Annotated in this window: 17 protein-coding genes; 10 read left to right on the forward strand and 7 right to left on the reverse strand. The window is 71.0% G+C overall.

Features of this window, described 5'->3' with window-relative positions; genetic code table 11:
- Positions 1 to 106 precede the first annotated feature (106 nt).
- Together K4B79_RS31200 and K4B79_RS31205 are read left to right on the forward strand one after the other, a co-directional pair.
- A complete protein-coding gene (locus K4B79_RS31200; RefSeq protein ID WP_232030642.1) occupies positions 107 to 1,132 on the forward strand; it encodes an ABC transporter substrate-binding protein in 1,026 nt (341 codons plus the stop codon).
- Positions 1,133 to 1,183: 51 nt separating this feature from the next.
- On the forward strand, positions 1,184 to 2,305 hold the full coding sequence (locus K4B79_RS31205; protein WP_232030643.1) for an NAD(P)-binding domain-containing protein: 1,122 nt from the start codon (positions 1,184 to 1,186) through the stop codon (positions 2,303 to 2,305).
- 12 nt (positions 2,306 to 2,317) lie between these two features.
- On the opposite strand, the gene mltG is transcribed toward K4B79_RS31205, so the two are convergent.
- Together mltG and K4B79_RS31215 are read right to left on the reverse strand one after the other, a co-directional pair.
- Positions 2,318 to 3,166, reverse strand: a complete 849-nt coding sequence (gene mltG, locus K4B79_RS31210; RefSeq protein WP_232030644.1) for an endolytic transglycosylase MltG — start codon at positions 3,164 to 3,166, stop codon at positions 2,318 to 2,320.
- A gap of 62 nt (positions 3,167 to 3,228) precedes the next feature.
- Positions 3,229 to 5,169, reverse strand: coding sequence for an ABC transporter ATP-binding protein (locus K4B79_RS31215; RefSeq protein WP_232030645.1), 1,941 nt, complete (start codon positions 5,167 to 5,169; stop codon positions 3,229 to 3,231).
- Between the two features lie 93 nt (positions 5,170 to 5,262).
- Between K4B79_RS31215 and K4B79_RS31220 the strand changes: the two genes are divergently transcribed.
- Positions 5,263 to 5,718: a MarR family winged helix-turn-helix transcriptional regulator gene (locus K4B79_RS31220; protein ID WP_232030646.1), complete on the forward strand. Its 456-nt coding sequence runs from the start codon at positions 5,263 to 5,265 to the stop codon at positions 5,716 to 5,718.
- Between the two features lie 82 nt (positions 5,719 to 5,800).
- Here the strand turns inward: K4B79_RS31220 and K4B79_RS31225 are convergent, their stop codons facing one another.
- Together K4B79_RS31225 and K4B79_RS31230 are read right to left on the reverse strand one after the other, a co-directional pair.
- Positions 5,801 to 7,270, reverse strand: coding sequence for a cation:dicarboxylate symporter family transporter (locus K4B79_RS31225; RefSeq protein ID WP_232030647.1), 1,470 nt, complete (start codon positions 7,268 to 7,270; stop codon positions 5,801 to 5,803).
- 168 nt (positions 7,271 to 7,438) lie between these two features.
- Positions 7,439 to 9,049: a peptide-N4-asparagine amidase gene (locus K4B79_RS31230; protein WP_232030648.1), complete on the reverse strand. Its 1,611-nt coding sequence runs from the start codon at positions 9,047 to 9,049 to the stop codon at positions 7,439 to 7,441.
- A 173-nt stretch (positions 9,050 to 9,222) separates the two neighbouring features.
- Here K4B79_RS31230 and K4B79_RS31235 point away from each other — a divergent pair, with 173 nt between their 5' ends.
- The 4 genes from K4B79_RS31235 (at position 9,223) to K4B79_RS31250 (ending at position 14,419) form a co-directional block, all read left to right on the forward strand.
- Positions 9,223 to 11,046: an ABC transporter transmembrane domain-containing protein gene (locus K4B79_RS31235; RefSeq protein ID WP_232030649.1), complete on the forward strand. Its 1,824-nt coding sequence runs from the start codon at positions 9,223 to 9,225 to the stop codon at positions 11,044 to 11,046.
- Positions 11,043 to 12,824 carry an ABC transporter ATP-binding protein gene (locus tag K4B79_RS31240; protein WP_232030650.1) on the forward strand — a complete coding sequence of 594 codons (1,782 nt, stop codon included), beginning with the start codon at positions 11,043 to 11,045 and terminating at the stop codon, positions 12,822 to 12,824. Before K4B79_RS31235 ends, K4B79_RS31240 begins: the two co-directional genes overlap by 4 nt.
- A gap of 761 nt (positions 12,825 to 13,585) precedes the next feature.
- On the forward strand, positions 13,586 to 14,056 hold the full coding sequence (locus tag K4B79_RS31245; protein ID WP_232030651.1) for a DUF5709 domain-containing protein: 471 nt from the start codon (positions 13,586 to 13,588) through the stop codon (positions 14,054 to 14,056).
- A 60-nt stretch (positions 14,057 to 14,116) separates the two neighbouring features.
- Positions 14,117 to 14,419: a type B 50S ribosomal protein L31 gene (locus tag K4B79_RS31250; RefSeq protein WP_232030652.1), complete on the forward strand. Its 303-nt coding sequence runs from the start codon at positions 14,117 to 14,119 to the stop codon at positions 14,417 to 14,419.
- Positions 14,420 to 14,517: 98 nt separating this feature from the next.
- Here the strand turns inward: K4B79_RS31250 and K4B79_RS31255 are convergent, their stop codons facing one another.
- Positions 14,518 to 15,312, reverse strand: coding sequence for a metal-dependent hydrolase (locus K4B79_RS31255; RefSeq protein WP_232030653.1), 795 nt, complete (start codon positions 15,310 to 15,312; stop codon positions 14,518 to 14,520).
- Positions 15,313 to 15,457: 145 nt separating this feature from the next.
- Between K4B79_RS31255 and K4B79_RS31260 the strand changes: the two genes are divergently transcribed.
- Together K4B79_RS31260 and K4B79_RS31265 are read left to right on the forward strand one after the other, a co-directional pair.
- The gene (locus K4B79_RS31260) at positions 15,458 to 17,971 is read left to right on the forward strand and encodes a DEAD/DEAH box helicase (protein ID WP_232030654.1); all 2,514 of its coding nucleotides are present in this window, start codon (positions 15,458 to 15,460) and stop codon (positions 17,969 to 17,971) included.
- 19 nt (positions 17,972 to 17,990) lie between these two features.
- On the forward strand, positions 17,991 to 18,857 hold the full coding sequence (locus K4B79_RS31265; RefSeq protein ID WP_232030655.1) for an acyl-CoA thioesterase: 867 nt from the start codon (positions 17,991 to 17,993) through the stop codon (positions 18,855 to 18,857).
- Positions 18,858 to 18,884: 27 nt separating this feature from the next.
- On the opposite strand, the gene K4B79_RS31270 is transcribed toward K4B79_RS31265, so the two are convergent.
- Complete coding sequence (locus K4B79_RS31270) at positions 18,885 to 19,793, reverse strand: DUF6397 family protein (protein ID WP_232030656.1); 909 nt, start codon at positions 19,791 to 19,793, stop codon at positions 18,885 to 18,887.
- Positions 19,794 to 19,923: 130 nt separating this feature from the next.
- Complete coding sequence (locus K4B79_RS31275; protein WP_232030657.1) at positions 19,924 to 20,337, reverse strand: roadblock/LC7 domain-containing protein; 414 nt, start codon at positions 20,335 to 20,337, stop codon at positions 19,924 to 19,926.
- 97 nt (positions 20,338 to 20,434) lie between these two features.
- Here K4B79_RS31275 and K4B79_RS31280 point away from each other — a divergent pair, with 97 nt between their 5' ends.
- Positions 20,435 to 20,863, forward strand: coding sequence for a PPOX class F420-dependent oxidoreductase (locus K4B79_RS31280; RefSeq protein ID WP_232030658.1), 429 nt, complete (start codon positions 20,435 to 20,437; stop codon positions 20,861 to 20,863).
- Positions 20,864 to 20,900: the final 37 nt, after the last annotated feature.

Below are 20,900 nucleotides of genomic sequence, written 5' to 3' on the forward strand. Positions count from 1 at the left end.
CCCCCGGTCACCCACCTCGAACCTGATCCTTCTGTCACTCACCTCGCACCTGACCCCCCTGTCACCCACCTCGCACCCAAGCCTCGCGCACAAGAACGGATCCGCCATGCGACGTCGCCTCGCCCCCGCCGCACTGCTCCTCCCCCTCGCCCTGCTGCTGTCCGCCTGCGGAGGCAGCTCGTCGGCCTCGACCGGCGGCGACACGGACGGCTCGGGCTCCCTCACGCTCAATGTCGGTGACCAGAAGGGCGGTTCGGAGGCCATCCTGCGGGCCGCCGGAGAGCTGAAGAACCTCGACTACAGGATCAAGTGGTCCACCTTCACCTCCGGCCCGCCCCTGCTGGAGGCCGTCAACGCCAAGGCCGTCGACATCGGCGGGGTCGGCAACACCCCGCCGGTCTTCGCCGCCGGCGCGGGCTCGAAGATCACGGTGGTGGCCGCCTGGCACGGCACGTCCAAGTCCGACGCCGTCCTCGTACCGAACGACTCGAAGCTGACCTCGACCGCGCAGCTCAAGGGCCGGTCCGTCGCCGTGGCCCAGGGGTCCTCGGCCCACTACCAGTTGGTCGCCTCGCTCAGGAAGGCCGGGCTGAGCCTGAGCGACGTGAAGGTCAAGTACCTCCAGCCGGCCGACGCGCTGGCCGCGTTCACCTCCGGGAAGGTCGACGCCTGGGCGGTGTGGGATCCGTACACCTCGCAGGTGCTCAAGGCGAAGCAGGGCCGCATCCTGACCACCGGTGACGGCGTCACCAACGGGCTCACCTTCCAGGTGGCGGCGCCGGGCGCGCTCAAGGACGGGAAGAAGGCCGCCGCGATCAAGGACTACCTGGAGCGGCTGCGGCGGGCCTACACCTGGGTGTCCTCCCACGAGGAGGAGTGGGCGAAGGTCTGGGCGAAGGAGACCGGGCTGCCCGAGGACGTCGCGCTGGACGCCGTGCAGCGGACCAACGCCACCCGGGTCGCGGTGGCCGTGGACAAGCCGCTCATCGCGTCCGAGCAGGAGATCGCCGACACCTTCGCCGAGCTGAAGCTCATCCCGAACAAGGTCGACTTCGGCCGCTTCACCGACACGCGGTTCAACGGCGACCTGCCGCCGTCGACGACCGCGCCGCGCCCTTCGGAGGTGGACTGACCCGGCCGCATGCCCGGGAAGATCCCCGACCGCCGTACGGTTGGTAGAAACGTGAACAATGCGCGCGAGGTCGAGGTCGTCGTCACGGGCGCCGGGCAGGCGGGGCTGTCCAGCGCCTATCACCTGCGCCGCACCGGTTTCGAGCCGGAGCGGGACTTCGTGGTGCTGGACCACTCCCCCGGGCCGGGCGGCGCCTGGCAGTTCCGGTGGCCTTCATTGACGTACGGCAAGGTCCACGGCATGCACGCGCTGCCCGGCATGGAGCTCACGGGCGCCGATCCGGCGCGGCCGTCGTCGGAGGTCGTCGCCGAGTACTTCACGGCGTACGAACGCGCCTTCGACCTTCGGGTACGGCGGCCCGTCGACGTGACGGCCGTGCGCGAGGGCGAGGGCGGGCGGCTGCTCGTCGAGACCTCGGACGGCACCTGGTCGACGCGGGCGCTGATCAACGCGACCGGCACCTGGGACCGGCCGTTCTGGCCGAACTACCCGGGCCGGGAGACCTTCCGGGGACGGCAGATGCACACCGCGCGCTACCCCGGGCCCGAGTACTTCGCCGGGCGGCGGGTGGTCGTCGTGGGCGGCGGCGCGTCCGGCACACAGCACCTCATGGAGCTCGCCCCGTACGCGGCCGCCACCACATGGGTCACCAGGCGGCCGCCGGTGTTCCGCGAGGAACCCTTCACCGAGGACGTGGGCCGGGCGGCCGTCGCGCTCGTGGAGGAACGGGTACGGCAGGGGCTGCCGCCGCGGAGCGTGGTCTCGGTGACCGGGCTGCCGCTCAACGACGCGGTACGGCAGGCGATCGCGGACGGGATCCTGGACCGGCGGCCCATGTTCGACCGGATCACGCCCGACGGCGTGGAGTGGGACGACGGGCGGCACGTCGAGGCCGACGTCATCCTGTGGGCGACCGGATTCCGGCCGGCTGTCGGCCATCTGGGACCGCTGAAGCTGCGCGAGCCGGGCGGCGGGATCCGCGTCGAGGGCACTCGCGCGGTCACCGACCCGCGGATCCATCTCGTCGGCTACGGCCCGTCGGCGAGCACCATCGGCGCCAACCGGGCGGGCCGCGCGGCCGTACGGGACATCAGGCGGCTGCTGGCCGGAGAGCCGGCCCGCGCCGACCGGCGGGTCGACACGGCTCGGCCGGCCGCGCCGGTCGCCGCCTGACGTCCCCTCGGGTCATCCCGCCTTCGCCGGGCTCTGCTGGTTGCGGTTGAACTCGGCGACATTGCGCTGGTGTTCGGCGTAGTCGGCGGTGAAGCGGGTGTCGCCCGGTTTCACCGTGACGAAGTACAGCCAGTCGCCCGGCGTCGGGCTGATCGCGGCCCGCATGGCCTGCTCGCCCGGGTTGGAGATCGGCGTGGGCGGCAGACCCATGCGCTGGTAGGAGTTGTACGGGTTGTCGATCCGTGTGTCGGCGGTCGTGGTCCGCAGTGTGGCGCGGTTCAGGGCGTAGTTGAGGGTGGAGTCCATCTGCAACGGCATGCCGCGCTCCAGACGGTTGAAGACGACCCGGGCCACCTTCCCCATGTCGGCCTTGGTGGCCGCCTCCGCCTGCACGATGCTCGCGATCGTGACCGCCTGATAGACGTTCATGGCGTTGCGCTGCGCGCCGGCCGCGATCGGAGCGCCGTTGAACTTCCGGTTCGCGGTGTCGACCATGAAGGACAGCAGCGACTCGGGCATGGCCTTCTTCCCGTGCTGTTCGAGCGGGTACGTCGCCGGGAAGAGATACCCCTCCGGGTTGCCCTCCGCGTCGTTCGGCAGCTTCAGGCCCGCCTTGCCCAGGGACTTCCTGGTGGAACCGTCGGGCAGGGCGAGGGCCTTGTCGACGGCCTCGTAGACCTGCCCGGCGCGCCAGCCCTCCGGGATCACCAGGGTGGTGGGCTTCTTCTCGACGTCGCTGTCCATGCTCAGCAGCGGCACCGCCACGGCGGTGCCGGCCACGACGGCCCCGGTCGCGATGAGGGCGAGGCGGCCCCGGCGCGTCAGTCGAATCGTGCTCCGTGGCGGAGTGTTCGTGTACATGCGGGCACGGTAACCCGCATATCGTCACAAACCCGGCATATCTTCAGTTTGTCGGTTTCGGTTCAGCTGGTCGGTTCCAGGTGAGGCACGCGGTCGCCTCCCGTCGGCTCCGGATGAGACCCGCGGTCGGTTCCGGCCGCCTCCGGACGAGGCTCACGATCGCTGCCGACCGCCTCCGTAAGAGGCTCGCGGTCGGTTCCGGCCCTCTCCAGCCGCGCGTCCCGCCGCACGAGAGCCGCGTACCGGCCGTCCCGCTCCAGCAGTTCCTCGTGCGTGCCCCGTTCGGCCACCCGGCCGGAGTCGAGGACCACGATCTGGTCGGCGCCGCGGATGGTGGACAGGCGGTGCGCGATGGTGAGAGTGGTGCGGTGGGCGGAGAGCGCGTCGATCGCCTCCTGGACGGCGTGTTCCGTACCGGTGTCCAGGGCGCTGGTCGCCTCGTCCAGGATGAGGACGGGCGGGTCTCGCAGAATGGTCCTGGCGATGGCCAGGCGCTGCTTCTCCCCGCCGGAGAAGCGGTGGCCGCGCTCGCCGACGACCGTGTCGTAGCCGTCGGGCAGGGACACGATGTGCTCGTGGATCTGGGCCGCCCGCGCCGCCTGGTGCAGCTCCTCGTCGGTGGCGTCCGGCTTCGCGAAGCGCAGGTTCTCGGCCACCGAGGCATGGAAGAGGTACGTCTCCTGGGAGACGACGCCGACGGCACGCGCGAGCGTGTCGAAGTCGAGGTCGCGCACGTCGACGCCGTCGAGCGTGACACGGCCGCCGGTGACGTCGTAGAGCCGGGGCACGAGGTAGCCGAGCGTGGACTTGCCGGCGCCGGTCGGGCCGACGACCGCCAGGCTGCCGCCCGCGGGGACGGTGACGTCGATGCCGTCGAGGACGGGGATCTGCTTGTCGTCGCTGTCGTAGCGGAACTCGACGTCCTCGAAGCGGACCTCGCCCCTGACGTGGTCGAGGTGGACGGGCCGCTCGCGCTCGGTGATGTCGATGGGCAGGTCCAGGTACTCGAAGATGCGCTGGAAGAGCGCGAGCGAGGTCTGGATCTGGACACCGGTCGACAGCAGGCTCACGGCCGGGCGGAACAGGCCCTGCTGGAGCGAGACGAAGGCGACGATGGTGCCGATGGAGATGTCCGGGCCGCCCGTCTGGAGGGCGAGACCGGCGGTCCAGTAGATGAACGCGGGCATGGCGGACATGACGATCGAGATGACGGCCATGCGCCAGCGCCCGGCCATGTTCGACCGCACTTCGAGGCCGACCAGTTGCTCGGACTCGTCGGCGAAGGACCGGGTGAGCGAGTCGGAGCGGCCCATGGTGCGGCCCAGCAGGATCCCGCTGACCGACAGCGACTCGGTGACGGTCGCCGCCATCGCCGCCATCTGCTTCTGGCGCTGGGTGACGATCTTCTTGCGTTCCCTGCCGACCCGGCGGCTGATCCACACGAAGACCGGCAACAGGAGCAGGGAGACGACGGTCAGCCGCCAGTCGAGGGCGATCATCGCGATGATGGTGGCGACCACGCTGGTCAGGTTGGAGACCAGGGAGGTGGCGGTCGAGGTGACGGTGGCCTGCATGCCGCCGATGTCGTTGGCGATGCGGGACTGCACCTCGCCGGTGCGGGTGCGGGTGAAGAAGGCGAGCGACATGCGCTGGAGGCGGCCGTAGACCGCGGTGCGCAGGTCGTGCATGACGCGCTGGCCGACCGTCGTGGAGATCAGGGTCTGCAGGACGCCGAAGATGCTGGTGAGGACGGCGCTGAGGATCATGCCGAGCGCCAGCAGGCTGAGCAGTCCGGTGCGGCCCTGGGGAATGGCGACGTCCAGCGTTTCCTTCAGCAGGAACGGGGTCGCGACGGTGACCAGGGACGAGGCGCCGACCAGTACGCCGACGACGGCGAGCCGGGCCCGGTAGGGCTTGAACAGTCGGAGGATGCGGCGCACCTGCCGGGGTGGCTCGGGCGAGGTGCCGGACGATGGGGTCCATTCGATGTGGTCGCGGGGCATGGCTCCTACGGAGGGTGAGGCGATGGGAACTTAGGGAGCTTAGCTCATTGTTACCTATGTTCACAATGAACATCGTCCTGATATTGTTCCCGCATGACCACCCCCGATTCGGACGGCCTGCTCGCCGAGCAGCTGCTGCGGCTGACCCGCCGCGTCCACCGCATCCAGAAGCACCATCTGGAGCGGCGCGGCCTCGGCGTCACCCCGGCGCAGTCCCGGCTGCTGCGGACCCTCGCGCACTGCGACTCGCCGCCCCGCATGGCCGATCTCGCGGCACGCCTGGAGGTGGTCCCCCGGGCCGTGACGACCCTGGTCGACGGGCTGGAGGCGAGCGGCAAAGTGCGGCGGGTGCCCGACCCGGCCAATCGCCGCGTGATCCGGATCGAGGTCACCGACGACGGCCACAAGGCCCTGCAGGAGCTGCGCGCCGCGCGCCGGTCGGCCGCGGAGGAGATCCTCGCCCCGCTGACGAACGAACAGCGCGCGGTGCTGGGCGGGCTGCTGGACACCCTGGTCGACGGGCCGCCGGCCCGGGTCCGCGGCGTCTGAACGGCGGCCGTCCGACACGACGACGGGCCGCGGCCCCCGCTCCGTGAGGAGGAGCGGGGGCCGCGGCCCGTTTCTGTGTCCGTCAACTGACCTCGGGGGCGGGTTCCTTGGCCTGAGCCGGAACGGCGCCGAGCTTCTCGCGCCCGCCTTCGCTCCCGCCGGCCTCGCCGCTGTCGCCGCCCTTGCCGCTCGCGACGGCCTTGGCGGCGTCATCGGCCTTGTCGGCACCGTCGGCGTCATCGGCCTCGTCCGTCGGGACGATCTCGCGGTCCAGGACCTTCTTCGCCCGGTCGGTGTCCAGCGCGCCCTCCCAGCGGGAGACGGCGAAGACGGCGACGCAGTTGCCGAGCAGGTTGGTCACGACGCGCATCGAGTCCATGATGCGGTCCACGCCGAGGAGCAGGGCGACGGCTCCGGCGGGGATGGCGCCCAGCGAGGAGGCGGTCGCGGACAGGGCGAGGAACGCCGAGCCGGGGATGCCCGCCATGCCCTTGCTGGTGAGCATGAGCACCAGGATCACGGTGATCTGCTGACTCAGGCTCAGGTCGACGCCCACCGCCTGGGCGATGAACAGCGTGCCGATGGAAAGGTAGAGCGAGGCGCCGTCGAGGTTGAAGGAGTAGCCGGTGGGCAGCACCAGGCCGACGGCGTCGTCACGGGCACCGGCCTTGCGCAGCTTCTGCATGACCCGCGGCATCACGGACTCGGTGGAGGCGGTGCCCAGCGCGAGCAGCATCTCCTCGCGGATGTAGCGCAGGAACTTCCAGAGGCTGAGCCCGGTGACCATCTTCAGGGCGACGGCGAGCAGCGCGATGAAGAAGGCCGCGGCGGCGTAGCACAGGATGATCAGCTTGGCGTAGGTCTCGATGACGCCGAGGCCGTAGTTGCCGATCAGGACGGCCATGGCGCCGAACACCGCGATCGGGGCGAGTCGCATGATGAAGCCGACGACCGCGAAGATGATCTCCTGGGCCTGCTCGATGGCGGGCAGCACCTTGGGCACCTTGGTGTGACCGAGGTGGAGCAGCGCGGCACCGACCAGGCAGGCCAGGATGAGCACCTGGAGGAGTTCGTTCTCGGCGAAGGCGCCGATGAAACTGGTGGGAATCGCGTTGAGGACGAACTCGGTCGTCGAGGGCAGCGAGCCGCCGCCCGTCTTCGCGTCCACCGCCGCGGTGTTGAGCGTGGCCGGGTCGACGTTCATGCCCGAGCCCGGCTGGACGACGTTGGCGGCGAGCAGCCCGATGATCAGGGCGAGCGTGCTCGCCACCTCGAACCAGATCAGGGCCTTGAGCCCGATCCGGCCGAACGCCTTCAGGTCACCGGCCTTGGCGATACCGACGACCACCACGCAGAACACGAGCGGCGAGATGATCGTCTTGATGAGCCGGGTGAAGCCGTCGCCGAGCGGCTGGAGGTCGGAGGCGAAGCCGGGCCACAGCTTCCCGACGACGATGCCGAGCACGAGCGCGCAGGCGACCTGCGCGAAGAGAGAGGTACGCAAGATGCGTGCGACGCGTCGTGGCAGGGACGGAACGACGGACGGCGGCACGGGCACTCCTAGGGGACGGTGAACGCACAGAAGCCTGAACGGGGACTTCTGCGATACGGAAAGCGGCTTCCGTGTCGATCACTTTGGAGTGGACGTTGATCCCGCACAAGACCGCCGCGTTTCAGCCAGGTAAATCACGCCACGTGTGACGCATCGCACACAGCTCCCTCAGCAGGCGCGGCGGTCCTCCGTCAGCACCCCCTGGGCGGTGGCCAGCGTGCGGTCGTAGCAGCCGCCCGAACCGCGGATCCGGTAGCGCTCGCTCGACGTGCCGACCGCGTGCCGCTGGTCGCGCGGGACGTTGACGGTGTACGTGGCGTCCCCCGCGTAGGTGTCGTCGAGCCGCCGCCAGGCCGTGCGCCGCCCGTCGCGCGACTCGGTGACCACGGCGCGGTCACCGAGGGTCAGTTCGGTCCGCAGCCGGTCGGCCGCGCCGAGCGTGGTGGTGCCGTCCATCGTGTACGTCCGCTGCGTGCGGGTCGTCCGGGCCGGACCGCGCCCGTCGACGGTGACCGACTCCTCGTCCGTCCACACCGCGTCCAGCGCGTCCGTCGTCTCGCCGTCCGTCCACCGGTGGACGGAGGAGTTCGCCAGCGCACGCGTGACGGTGGTCGTCACTCGACCGTGCGAGGTGTCGACATAGCCCGCGACGGTCAGCCGGTGGTCACCCTCGGTGTCCACACGGTGTTCCGAACCGGGCGTGTACGTCGAGGTGTCGGCCAGGGCACCGTTCCTGTGCGCGGTGAGCTTCCCGCCGACGTGCGCGCTCCGCGCGTCCTGCCAGACGAGCACGTTGACGGGGGCGCTCCAGCCGCTCTGCCCCTCGGGCACGCCGACCACGGAGACCTCCACGCGGTGCGGGCGGCCGTCGTTGAGGAGTCCGGCGAAGGGGGTCAGGTCGTATTCGATCGGCTTGATGTCGAAGGCGCGCGGTCCGGGAACGACGTACCAGAGGAAGGGGTTGGACCAGCCGCCGGTCCACACCGTCGGGAACGGGGCCGCGATGCCCGCGAGTTGTCCGTCGACCTTGATCTGCACCTCGCGGTAGGGGCCCTCGTCGGCCTTGCAGGAGTAGGGGGCCGTGGCGGGCACCGTCAGATACCAGTACTCCTCGCAGCCGCCGCCGGAGCCGGTGGCGTACACCTCGGCGACGATGCGCTCGCTGTTGCGGGGCGTGGTCAGGATGGCGTCGCCCCCGAGGGTCAGCACCCGGTCCGGGGTGGCGGCCCGGTGTCCGGCGTAGAACGTCAGCGTGACCTTGACGTCGATGATCCCCGTGTACGTGTCGTCGACGACGTTCCCGATGAGCATCTCGACGTCCTGGGCCCGGCGGAAGGTGTCGCTGTAGCGCGTGACGTCCTTCTCGACGGACCACTCGATGCCGTCGGGCGAGGGCTGCGGAGTCGACGTGCGGAAGATCTCGACGCCGCCGACATGCACGTATCCGAGCCGGTCGAACTGCCGTCCCTTGACCTTGCCGTCCAGCCGCAGCACGACCTTGCTCCAGTCGTCGCCGCATCCCCCGGGTGGCGTGTACGTGCCCTTGTACGGCGTGAAGTCACGGAACCGCGCCTCCGCGAGGGTGACGTGGCAGGGCCTGCCGGCGGGCCTGGTGACCGGCGGGGCGGCCGTGACGGGGTCGTGCCAGTCGCTGCCGAACTCGGCGGGCACGTCGGCCACGGCGTCGGCGGACAGAGCCGGGGCCGGGGCCGCCCCGAGCAGGGTGCTCGCCAGGAGGGTCGCTCCGGCGAGCATGGACATGATGATCCGTCTCTTCATGGCCGTGTTCTACGGCGTGTCGGGCACCGTCCGCAATGAGGCCTGGGCCGGTTCTGTGCGGTGGAGCAGAAAACCGTTTGCTCCGGAGCACTGTCCGACGCGAACCTGTCACGGTTTGTTGCCGCCCTTTCGCGGTTCCTCCCACCCCCCCTGACACGAGCCACTGGGACGTCATGCAGATTCAAGACCTTCCGTATCCCGACCCGGGTGTGCCGGACGCCCGTTCGGGCCCCCGATTCCTGTGGTGGCTGTTCAGAAACCAACTGGGCGGACAGCTCAGATCGCTGGTCTGGGGAGTGCTGCACTTCGGGTCCATCTCCTTGATCCCGTTCTGTGTCGGCCTGGCCGTCCAGGCGGTCGTCGAGCGCTCCGGCTCCCGGCTCGCCCTCGCGGGCGGTCTGCTGGGTCTGTGCTGCGTCGGCAACGCGGTCGGCGAGACCTTCCTGCACCGCGCCGCGGTCACCAACTGGATCACGGCGGCCGCGCGCGTCCAGCAACTGCTGGCCCGCAAGGCGGCTCTGCTCGGCTCGGCGCTGACCCGACGGGTGGCCGCCGGCGAGGTGGTGGCCGTCTCCACCGGCGACGTCGAGAAGATCGGCTGGTTCGTGGAGGCCCTCTCCCGCTTCACCGCGGCGGCTCTCACCCTCGTGCTGGTCTGCGTCGGCCTGGTCGTCTACCAGCCCTCGCTCGGCGTGGTCGTCGCCGTGGGCCTCCCGGTCCTCGCGCTGGCCGTGCTCCCGCTGCTGCCCCGCGCCACCCGGCGCGCGGACTTCCAGCGGGAGAAGGCGGGACGCGCCACCGAACTGGCCTCGGACACCGTCGCCGGTCTGCGGGTCCTGCGCGGCATCGGCGGCGAGGAGCTCTTCCTCGACCGCTACCGCGGCGCCTCCCAGGAGGTCCGCCACGCGGCCGTACGCAGTGCCCGCATGTGGTCCCTGATCTCCGCGATCCAGGTCCTGCTGCCGGGACTGCTGCTGATCGCGGTCGTCTGGTACGGCGTCAACCTGGCCCGCGACGGCCGGATCGGCGTCGGCGAGCTGGTCGCCGTCTACAGCTCGGTCATGATCCTCACCTATCCGTTGCGGCACTTCGAAGAGATCGCGATGGCCTACTCCTTCTCGCGCCCCTCGGCCCGGCGGGCCGCGCGGGTGCTGGCCCTGGAGCGGGCCACCGACACGGAGGGGACCCTCGCCGCCGAGGTACCGACCGGGGACCTGTACGACCCCGCGACCGGTCTGCTCGCGCCCGCCGGCCGGCTCACCGCCGTGGTGTGCGGCGACCCGGACGCGGCGGGACGGCTGGCGGAACGACTGGGCGGACATCCCTCGGAGCAGAGCACGTCGGTACTGCTGGGCGGAGTCGCGCTGGACGACCTGCCGCTCGACTCCGCCCGTACCGCCGTCCTCGTCCAGGACAAGGACCCGGTGCTGCTGTCCGGCACCCTGCGTGAGCTGCTCGACGTGCCCGCGTCGGGCAAGGTCGGTGCCGAGGAGGCGCTGGCGGCCGCGCAGTGCGACGACGTGCTGGCGGCTCTCGCCCAGGGCTCGGTCGGCGCCGCGGACCCGATGGACGCCCGCATCACCGAACGCGGGCGCTCCCTGTCCGGCGGCCAGCGCCAGCGCCTGGCCCTGGCCCGGTCGCTGATCACGGACCCGGGGGTGCTCGTCCTGGACGAGCCGACCTCCGCCGTCGACTCGCACACCGAGGCCCGGATCGCGGCCGGAGTGCGGGAGCTGCGCGAGGGCCGCACGACCGTCGTCTTCACCTCCTCGCCCCTGCTCCTGGACCGCGCCGACCGGGTCGTGCTGGTCCACGAGGGCGAGGTCACGGCGGTCGGCGTGCATCGCGACCTGGTGCGCAAGGACCCGCGGTACCGGGCGGTCGTGACCCGCGAGACCGACGAGGAGGCCACCGTGAGCGGCGCACTGGTGGAACTGGACGACATGAGCGACATGGACGAGATGGACGAACTGGAAGAGATCGAGGAGACAGCATGATCGGCGTGGCGCCACCGGCGTACGACCCGGCGGCCCCGACGACGGCGAACACCCTGCCCGTCGGCGCCACCGCGACCGTACGCGTCTACGTGGCCGAACTGTTCCGCCGGCATCGGCGTGCCTTCCTGCTCCTCGTCGGTGTCAACACGGTGGCCGTCATCGCCTCGATGGCCGGTCCGTGGCTGCTGGGCGGGCTCGTGGAACGGGTGTCGGAGGAGGCCCGTGAACTCCATCTGGGCCTGACGGCCGGGCTGTTCCTGCTCGCACTGACCATCCAGGCGGTGTTCGTCCGGGAGGTGCGGCTGCGCGGGGCGATGCTCGGCGAGCGGATGCTGGCCGACCTGCGCGAGGACTTCCTCGTCCGGTCGGTCGGCCTGCCGCCGGGTGTCCTGGAACGGGCCGGCACCGGTGACCTGCTGTCCCGGATCACCACGGACATCGACCGGCTGTCCAACGCGATGCGCGAGGCCGTGCCCCAGCTGGCCATCGGCGTGGTGTGGGCGGCCCTCCTGCTGGGCGGGCTCGTCATCACCGCACCACCGCTGGCGGGCGCGGTGCTGTTCGCCGTGCCCCTGCTGGTGGTCGGTTGCCGCTGGTACTTCAGGCGGGCGCCGTCGGCCTACCGCTCGGAGTCCGCCGGGTACGCCGCCGTCGCGGCCGCGCTCACGGAGACCGTGGACGCCGGGCGCACCGTCGAGGCCCACCGCCTCGCCGCGCGCCGCATCGCCCACTCGGAGCGCCGCATCAAGGAGTGGACGGCCTGGGAGCGCTACACCCTCTGGCTGCGGTCGGTGCTCTTCCCGGTCGTCAACATCACCCATGTCACCGTCCTCACCTCGGTGCTGATGGTCGGCGGCGTGTTCGTGCTCCAGGGCTGGATCGACATCGGGCAGATGACGACGGGCGCGCTGATCGCCCAGATGCTCGTCGACCCCGTCGGGCTCATCCTGCGCTGGTACGACGAGCTCCAGGTGGCGGAGGTGTCGCTGGCCCGGCTGGTCGGCGTGCGGGACATCGAGCCCGACGCCGGGGACGACACGCTGGCCCCCGACGGGCGCCATGTGCAGGCGGACAAGGTGCACTTCGGCTACCTCGAAGGGGTCGACGTGCTGCGCAAGGTGTCCCTGGAGGTCGCCCCCGGCACCCGGTTGGCGCTGGTCGGGCCCTCCGGCGCGGGCAAGTCCACCCTCGGCAGGCTGCTCGCCGGGATCTACGGACCCCGGACCGGCCGGATCACCCTGGGCGGCGCCGAACTCTCCCGGATGCCGGCGGAACGCGTGCGCTCGCACGTCGCCCTGGTCAACCAGGAGCACCACGTCTTCGTGGGCTCCCTGCGCGACAACCTGCTCCTCGCCCGCACGGACGCGGCCGACGCCGAGCTGTGGGCCGCGCTGGGCGCGGTGGACGCGGACGTCTGGGCGCGCGCCCTGGACGACGGTCTGGACACCGAGGTCGGCTCCGGCGGCCTGGTCCTCACCCCGGCCCAGGCCCAGCAGATCGCCCTGGCCCGGCTGGTGCTCGCCGACCCGCACACCCTCGTCCTGGACGAGGCGACCTCCCTCCTCGACCCCCGGGCCGCACGCCATCTGGAACGCTCCCTCGCCCGCGTCCTCGACGGCCGCACAGTCGTCGCCATCGCCCACCGCCTCCACACCGCCCACGACGCCGACATCATCGCCGTCGTCGAGAACGGCCGGATCAGCGAGCTGGGCAGCCACGACGAGCTGGTCGCGGCGGACGGCGCGTATGCGGCGCTGTGGCGGTCGTGGCACGGGTGAGGTGAGTGGGGGCCGGGGGTGAGCGGGGCTCGGCTCGGGATGAGGGAGGGCTTGGGTTGGGGTGAGCGAGGGTTCGGCTCGGGGTGAGCGGGGGCTCGGCTCGGGGGTGACTGCCGAGCGGAGCCTTCGCTTCGGGCAGCTGTCGGGTGGGTGTGTGGTGCGGAGGCTGTCGGGTCGGGTGTCGCCGGACGGCCACGCCTTGCCGGGGCCTTCGCGAGGTGACAGGCGGCGGAGGACGTCTCACAGTGGCGGCCGACGGAGGGTGTCTGGCGGCGGCCGGCGGAGGGTGTCTGGCGGCAGCCGGCGGAGGGTGTCTGGCGGCAGCCGGCGGAGGGTGTCTGGCGGCAGCCGGCGGAGGGTGTCTGGCGGCAGCCGGCGGAGGGTGTCTGGCGGCAGCCGGCGGAGGGTGTCTGGCGGCGGCCGGCGGCTGGGGACGCCCGCCGGCCGTCGGCCGCTGGTGGGGCGGGCCGGCGACCGGAGTGGAGAAGGACCGTGGTCCCCGACCACCCGCAGACGCCTGACCTCGGTCCCGGCCCCGCTCCGGGCATGGTGGGCCCGGGCCGGGCCTCACGGTGCCGGGTCTCTCCTCGTGCCGTGCCGTTGCGCGGTCCCGAAAAGGGGTGGAAGGCTGGATATCGGCACCGGCTCGGGGAGTGCCCGGGGACGGTCGGGTTCCCCGGGTGCGGTCTGTGCCCCGTGCCCCGGCGGTCCACCGTCGAGCGCGGCGACACCGGGCCCGTCCCCACCACCTGGAGGTACCCGTGAACAGCGCCGACGGTTGGGGAGACGACGTCTACCAGCCCGACGGATCCGAGATCCAGGACGACGCCGGTCTGCTCGACGCGGAGGACACCCTGGACAACGACGGCGTCGACGACCCCCTCGACCGGGGCTGGTCCCCTCCGGAACGGCCGTGGGCGGTGGAGCACACCGGCGTGACCGCCGCCGAACGCAGGCAGGGCGAGACACTCGACCAGCGGCTCGCCGAGGAGCAGCCGGACCTCGTCGCACCCGACGGCGACGGGATCGGCGACTGCGACGGCACCGACGGCGAGCTCCTGGACAACGAGGTCGGCAGCGTCCGCTCCGGCCGCCTCGTCGCCCCCGACGAAGGCGCCCACGAGGACGAGGAGAGCGCGCTCGTCGCCACGGACGTGGGCATCGACGGCGCCGCCGCCTCCGCCGAGGAGGCCGCGATGCACATCGTCGACGAGGACGCCCTGTCCGGCTGACCTGCCCCGCCCCACGCCCACGCCACCGAACCCGCCGCCGAGGCCGCACGAGGAGCACGTATGCAGCAGGACAAGCACCCCGACTACCGCCCCGTCGTCTTCCGCGACCGGGCCGCCGGCTACGCCTTCCTGACCCGGTCCACCGCGACCAGCGATCAGACCATCGACTGGGACGACGGCGAGACCTACCCCGTGGTGGACGTGGAGATCTCCTCCGAGAGCCACCCCTTCTACACCGGCAAGGCGCGCACCGTGGACTCCGAGGGCCGCGTCGCCCGGTTCGAGCGTCGATACGGCGACGGATCGGGCCAGGCCTCCGGCGGAAACCAGGGTTCTGGCGGAAGCCCGGGCTCCGGCGGCTGACAGGGTTCCGGCGGCTCGTGAGCGGCCGCGGCGGCCCGCCGGCGTGCAGCCTGCTCGCGTGGGGCGCCGTGCGGAACGGGCCTGACCGGGCGGGCCGCTCAGATGAAGTTGAGCGCCGCCGCGCAGCCCACCCCGCCGAGCAGCATGAACGCCGGCATCAGCACCTTCAGCTCCACCCAGCTGCCCGCCCGGAACCGCATCACCTTGGGCGGGCCGATGGGGTACCAGCGCTTGCGGCCCACCGGGATCGGCCACAGGATCGGGCAGCCGGAGACCGTCAGGGCGTCCCCGATGTCGTGGACCAGCGCCCCCAGCAGGATCGGCAGCCCCAGCCACAGGTACTCCTGCCCCGGCGCCGTGAACAGCCAGTCCGAGCCGTTGCCCGGCTTGTCCAGGACACCGGCGAGGATCCACGAGCTGGTCGCGGCCAGCAGCCAGACCAGGACGTCGGCGCTGGAGCCCCGGGTCGCCCGCCACAGCAGGCCCTCGATGGCCAGCACCATGTGCACGAACAGGAGCGCGAGAACCGCCCAGCGGCCACCGGTGACCGCCGCCGCCGAGGCGCCCGCGCCGATCAGTACGGCCCACAGCCAGGTGTGCGTGAGGGTGCGGTGCCCGCCGGAGCGGCGCGGGTCGCCCTGCTTCCTGGTGGCCTTGTAGACGGCGTAGGAGAGCTTGTCGACGATCTCGCACAGGCCGCGGGAGATGGGACCGAAGGCCCGCGAGATGGTGGCCGCCTTGTGATCGAGGTCGGGGGCGAGCGCGGCGCCCGCGCAGATCAGGGCTCCGGCCAGCAGAACCGGCCAGGGCATGGTGTGCCCGGCCGCGGCTGCCGCCGCTCCTACGCCGAGCCAGGCGGCGGCCCCCGACAGTGAGTGCGCTGGTCCCATCATCGCCGTTGCCCGCCCCATTCCTCGTGTGCCGCTGTCCAGTTGACCGGGTTCGCTGACGTGTCGTCGGCGACACAGCGTAGCGTTCGCGATCTTCGTGCCCGCAGCCGATTCCCCTGTGGGGCGTCGGGGCAGGCAAGATGGGTGGGTGACCCTCATCGATCAGCTGCCGCCGACCGCCGACCCGGACGCCCTCTACGAAGCCTTCGAGGGGTGGGCCCAGGAGCGCGGGCTCACGCTCTACCCGCACCAGGAGGAGGCGCTGATCGAGGTCGTCTCGGGTGCGAACGTGATCGTGTCGACGCCCACCGGGTCCGGCAAGAGCATGATCGCGGCGGGTGCCCACTTCGCCGCGCTCGCCCGTGACGAGGTCACCTTCTACACGGCGCCGATCAAGGCGCTGGTGTCGGAGAAGTTCTTCGAGCTGTGCAAGCTCTTCGGCACGGAGAACGTCGGCATGCTGACCGGTGACGCGTCCGTCAACGCCGATGCCCCCGTCATCTGCTGCACCGCCGAGGTGCTCGCCTCGATCGCCCTGCGCGACGGCAGGAACGCCGACGTCGGCCAGGTCGTCATGGACGAGTTCCACTTCTACGCGGAGGCCGACCGCGGCTGGGCCTGGCAGATCCCCATCCTGGAGCTGCCGCAGGCGCAGTTCATCCTGATGTCGGCCACCCTCGGCGACGTCTCGATGTTCGAGAAGGACCTCACCCGACGCACCGGCAAACCGACCTCGGTGGTCCGCTCGGCGACCCGTCCGGTGCCGCTCTCCTACGAGTACAAGCTCACTCCGCTCACCGAGACGCTGACGGAGCTGCTGGAGACCAGGCAGGCGCCGGTCTACATCGTGCACTTCACGCAGGCGCAGGCCGTGGAGCGGGCGCAGGCGCTGATGAGCATCAACATGTGCACGCGCGAGGAGAAGGATCAGATCGCCGAGCTGATCGGCAACTTCCGCTTCACCACCAAGTTCGGCCGCAACCTCTCCCGTTACGTGCGGCACGGCATCGGCGTCCATCACGCCGGCATGCTGCCCAAGTACCGGCGCCTGGTGGAGAAGCTCGCCCAGGCGGGTCTGCTGAAGGTCATCTGCGGCACGGACACGCTCGGTGTGGGCGTCAACGTCCCTATCCGGACCGTGCTGTTCACCGCTCTGACCAAGTACGACGGAACGCGCGTGCGCACCCTGCGCGCGCGGGAGTTCCACCAGATCGCGGGCCGTGCCGGACGCGCGGGCTTCGACACGGCGGGATTCGTGGTCGCGCAGGCTCCCGAGCACGTGGTCGAGAACGAGAAGGCGCTCGCCAAGGCCGGAGACGACCCCAAGAAGCGCCGCAAGGTCGTCCGCAAGAAGGCGCCCGAGGGCTTCGTGGGGTGGACGGAGAACACCTTCGAGAAGCTCATCACCTCCGAGCCGGAGCCGCTGACCTCGCGCTTCCGGGTGACACACACGATGCTGCTGTCGGTGATCGCCCGCCCCGGCAACGCCTTCGAGGCGATGCGGCACCTGCTGGAGGACAACCACGAGCCGCGCAAGCAGCAGCTCAGGCACATCCGGCGGGCCATCGCGATCTACCGCTCGCTGCTGGACGGCGGCATCGTCGAGAAGCTCGACGAGCCGGACGCCAGCGGCCGCATCGTGCGTCTCACGGTCGACCTCCAGCAGGACTTCGCGCTGAACCAGCCGCTGTCCACCTTCGCACTGGCCGCGTTCGAGCTGCTCGACCCCGAGTCGCCGTCCTACGCCCTGGACATGGTGTCCGTCGTGGAATCCACCCTGGACGATCCCCGGCAGATCCTCGCCGCCCAGATGAACAAGGCCAAGGGCGAGGCCGTGGCCGCGATGAAGGCGGACGGCGTCGAGTACGAGGAGCGCATGGAGCGCCTCCAGGACATCACCTACCCCAAGCCCCTGGAAGAGCTGCTCTTCCACGCCTACGACACCTACCGCAAGAGCCACCCCTGGGTCGGCGACCATCCGCTCTCCCCGAAGTCCGTCATCCGCGACATGTACGAACGGGCGATGTCGTTCACGGAGTTGGTCTCCTTCTACGAGCTCGCCCGCACCGAGGGCATTGTCCTGCGCTACCTGGCCAGCGCCTACAAGACCCTGGACCACAACATCCCGGACGACCTGAAGTCCGAGGACCTGCAGGACCTGATCGAGTGGCTGGGCGAGATGGTGCGCCAGGTCGACTCCAGTCTGCTGGACGAGTGGGAGCAGCTCGCCAACCCGGAGGTGATGACCGCCGAGGAGGCCCAGGAGAAGGCCGACGAGGTCAAGCCGGTCACCGCCAACGCGCGCGCCTTCCGTGTCCTGGTCCGCAACGCCCTGTTCCGCCGCGTCGAGCTGGCCGCCCTGGACCAGGTCGAGGAGCTGGGCGAGATGGACTCCGAGTCCGGCTGGGACGCGGATGCCTGGGGCGAGGCGATGGACAAGTACTGGGACGAGTACGACGACCTCGGCACCGGACCCGACGCCCGTGGCCCCAAGCTGCTGGTGATCGAGGAGGAGCCGCAGCACGGCCTGTGGCGCGTCCGCCAGATCTTCGACGACCCGAACGACGATCACGACTGGGGCATCAGCGCGGAGGTGGACCTCGCCGCCTCCGACGCGGAGGGCCGCGCCGTCGTCCGTGTCACCGATGTCGGCCAGCTGTGAGCACAGGAGAATCCCACCCATGACGAACCCGGCGGAGAAGCTGGTCGACCTGCTCGACCTGGAGCCGATCGAGGTCAACATCTTCCGCGGCCGCAGTCCCCAGGAGTCGCTGCAGCGGGTGTTCGGCGGCCAGGTGGCCGGACAGGCGCTGGTCGCCGCCGCCCGCACCACCGAGGGCGACCGGCCGGTGCACTCGCTGCACGCGTACTTCCTGCGTCCCGGCCGGCCGGGCGTGCCGATCGTGTACCAGGTCGAACGGGTGCGGGACGGCAGGTCGTTCACCACGCGCCGGGTCACCGCCGTGCAGCAGGGCCGCACGATCTTCAATCTCACCGCCTCCTTCCACAAGCCTGAACAGGGGAGCTTCGAGCACCAGTTGCCGCCGGCCCGGAAGGTCCCGGACCCCGAGTCGCTGCCGACGGTCACGGAGGAGATCCGGGAGCACATGGGCGCGCTGCCCGAGCACCTGGAGCGGATGGCGCGCCGCCAGCCCTTCGACATCCGCTATGTGGACCGGCTGCGCTGGACCTCGCAGGAGGTCGAGGACGCCGAGCCGCGCAGCGCGGTGTGGATGCGCGCGGTCGGGCCGCTCGGCGACGACCCGGTCGTGCACACCTGCGCGCTGACGTACGCCAGTGACATGACCCTCCTGGACGCCGTCCGCATCCCGGTAGAGCCCCTGTGGGGCCCGCGGAGCTTCGACATCGCCTCGCTGGACCACGCCATGTGGTTCCACCGGCCGTTCCGCGCGGACGAGTGGTTCCTGTACGACCAGGAGTCACCGATCGCGACGGGCGGCCGGGGGCTGGCCCGCGGCCGGATCTACGACCTGGAGGGGCGGCTGCTCGTATCGGTCGTCCAGGAGGGGCTCTTCAGGGAGCTGTAGGGGGACACGGCGGCCCGTCACCTTCGTTCAGAGGCTGGTGGCACGGTGGCTGCGGCGCCGCAGCCAGCCCAGCAGTCGGCGCGGCGGCATCGGTACCGCAGGCAGCTGCGGTACCGATGCCGCCGGCTCCACCGCGGCACGGGCCTCCTTCGGCGCGGGACGAGGCGCCGGGCGGTTTCTGCGTGCTTCCTCCAGCGTCGCGGCCAGTTCGGCCCTCAGCCAGGCGATCTCGTCCGGGTCGTCCGCCGTCATGATCCGCACGGCGAGGTTGGCGGCAGGTGAGCCGGGCGCGCCATGGGCCGGCGGCGCTGGGCGGAAGCGGTTCAGGTGGGAGCGTTCGTAGGGGTCCGGGACGACCTGGGAGATGTGCGCCGGCTCCAGGAATCCGGCCAGGATCCCGGCGCGCTGCCACGCGTCGTCCGCCTGCCGCAGCAGGAAACCCAGGTGGCGTCCGCGCCAGTTGCGCGGGCGCAGGTCCACGCCCGCCTCCAGTTGGCCGCGCAGGTTCTCGGGCATCCGGGCGTTCAGCAGAGGGGTGTTCTTCTCGTCGGCCGCGAACTGCCGTAGTTCCTCGGCCAGATACAGCCAGACCACGGCGCGGTAGCGGTTGAGGTAGTAGGTCACCGGTGTCACCAGGCCCAGTCGGGCGAGGCGGGCGAACCTGCCGACGGGGACGTCCATGAGGGTCGCGCCCTCCGTGGTGCCCACCGTTTTCACGCGGGCCCGCAAGGAGTCGGGGAAGTTCTTGTCGGCTTGCAGGCGCTCGATCTCCGAGCGTGGGACGCGGCGGCCTCCGCCTCCCTCGTCGGGCAGGGTCCGGACGAGGCCGAGATGTACGGCGAGGTCGAACTCGCCTCGCTTCAGCCCCAGTTCGCGGGCGGCACGACTGGGTGTGCGGGAAGCGAGGTGCGGTGTGGTGATGGTGCCGGTCGACATGGTCGTCTCCCCCGTGGAGTGAAGTGAGTGCTCACGCTGTGTGCGTTCGCCGTGACAAAAACCGTAGCCGGTTCGGCGAATCGCGTGGCGAGCCTGTGGATAACTCCGCTCGGGGCGACGAAGGCGCAGGTCAGATGTCCGCGACCGGGTTTCGCTCGGGCTGTCGGGCGTCCACGTCGAGGTGTTCGCCGACGCGGTTGACCAGGAGGGTCATCTCGTAGGCGATCTGGCCGATGTCGGCCTCCGCGCCGCTGAGCACGCACAGACAGCTGCCGGTGCCCGCGGCGGTGACGAACAGGACCGCGTCGTCGAACTCGATCATCGTCTGGCGCACCCGGCCCGCGCCGAAGTGCCGTCCCGAGCCCTTGGCCAGGCTGTGCAGTCCGGACGAGACGGCCGCGAGATGTTCGGCGTCCTCGCGGCGCAGTCCTGTGCTCGCTCCCGTCACCAGCCCGTCGTTGGACAGGACCAGTGCGTGTCGCACGTGTTCGACGCGCTCGGTCAGGTCGTCCAGCAGCCAGTCGAGCCCCTGGTTCTGCGTCATGTTTCCCCTGCTCCCCGTGTGACGTCTCCTCCTGTCCGGAGGATCACCCCCCGCAAGCCTTCCCCACGACCGGCGTCCGGGCAAGGAGGATGGGGGCATGGCACAGAAGATGACCGACACGGAATGGCGCGAGTTCGTCTCGCAGGGCACCCGCACCGGGAAGCTGTCGACCGTCCGGGCCGACGGGAGTCCGCACGTGGCTCCGATCTGGTTCCTGCTGGACGGGGACGACCTGGTGTTCAACACCGGCAAGGCCACGGTCAAAGGGCGCAATCTGATCCGGGACGGCCGGGTCGCGTTGTGCGTGGACGACGACCGGCCGCCCTTCGACTACGTGGTACTGCAGGGCAGTGCGCGGATCTCGGAGGATCTCGACGAGGTCCGCCACTGGGCGGGCCGGATAGGAGCGCGGTACATGGGCGAGGAACGGGGCGAGGAGTTCGGCGCCCGCAACGGCGTGCCGGGTGAACTCCTCGTCCGCGTGAAGATCGACAAGGTGCTGGCACAGAAGGCCGTCGCGGACTAGGAACCGTCCGGCGGACACCGGGAGGTGGGCCGGCCCC

The sequence above is a fragment of the Streptomyces lincolnensis genome (assembly GCF_021173675.1).
Taxonomy (GTDB): Bacteria; Actinomycetota; Actinomycetes; order Streptomycetales; family Streptomycetaceae; genus Streptomyces; species Streptomyces lincolnensis_B.

Excerpts from the sequence above, each read along its gene's own strand:
- K4B79_RS31230 (WP_232030648.1), bottom strand. The coding sequence starts at position 9,049 with ATGAAGAGACGGATCATCATGTCCATGCTCGCCGGAGCGACCCTCCTG.
- K4B79_RS31235 (WP_232030649.1), top strand. The coding sequence starts at position 9,223 with ATGCAGATTCAAGACCTTCCGTATCCCGACCCGGGTGTGCCGGACGCC.
- K4B79_RS31220 (WP_232030646.1), top strand. The coding sequence starts at position 5,263 with ATGACCACCCCCGATTCGGACGGCCTGCTCGCCGAGCAGCTGCTGCGG.
- K4B79_RS31255 (WP_232030653.1), bottom strand. The coding sequence starts at position 15,312 with ATGATGGGACCAGCGCACTCACTGTCGGGGGCCGCCGCCTGGCTCGGC.
- K4B79_RS31270 (WP_232030656.1), bottom strand. The coding sequence starts at position 19,793 with ATGTCGACCGGCACCATCACCACACCGCACCTCGCTTCCCGCACACCC.
- mltG (WP_232030644.1), bottom strand. The coding sequence starts at position 3,166 with ATGTACACGAACACTCCGCCACGGAGCACGATTCGACTGACGCGCCGG.
- K4B79_RS31265 (WP_232030655.1), top strand. The coding sequence starts at position 17,991 with ATGACGAACCCGGCGGAGAAGCTGGTCGACCTGCTCGACCTGGAGCCG.
- K4B79_RS31200 (WP_232030642.1), top strand. The coding sequence starts at position 107 with ATGCGACGTCGCCTCGCCCCCGCCGCACTGCTCCTCCCCCTCGCCCTG.
- K4B79_RS31250 (WP_232030652.1), top strand. The coding sequence starts at position 14,117 with ATGCAGCAGGACAAGCACCCCGACTACCGCCCCGTCGTCTTCCGCGAC.
- K4B79_RS31240 (WP_232030650.1), top strand. The coding sequence starts at position 11,043 with ATGATCGGCGTGGCGCCACCGGCGTACGACCCGGCGGCCCCGACGACG.
- K4B79_RS31280 (WP_232030658.1), top strand. The coding sequence starts at position 20,435 with ATGGCACAGAAGATGACCGACACGGAATGGCGCGAGTTCGTCTCGCAG.
- K4B79_RS31275 (WP_232030657.1), bottom strand. The coding sequence starts at position 20,337 with ATGACGCAGAACCAGGGGCTCGACTGGCTGCTGGACGACCTGACCGAG.
- K4B79_RS31215 (WP_232030645.1), bottom strand. The coding sequence starts at position 5,169 with ATGCCCCGCGACCACATCGAATGGACCCCATCGTCCGGCACCTCGCCC.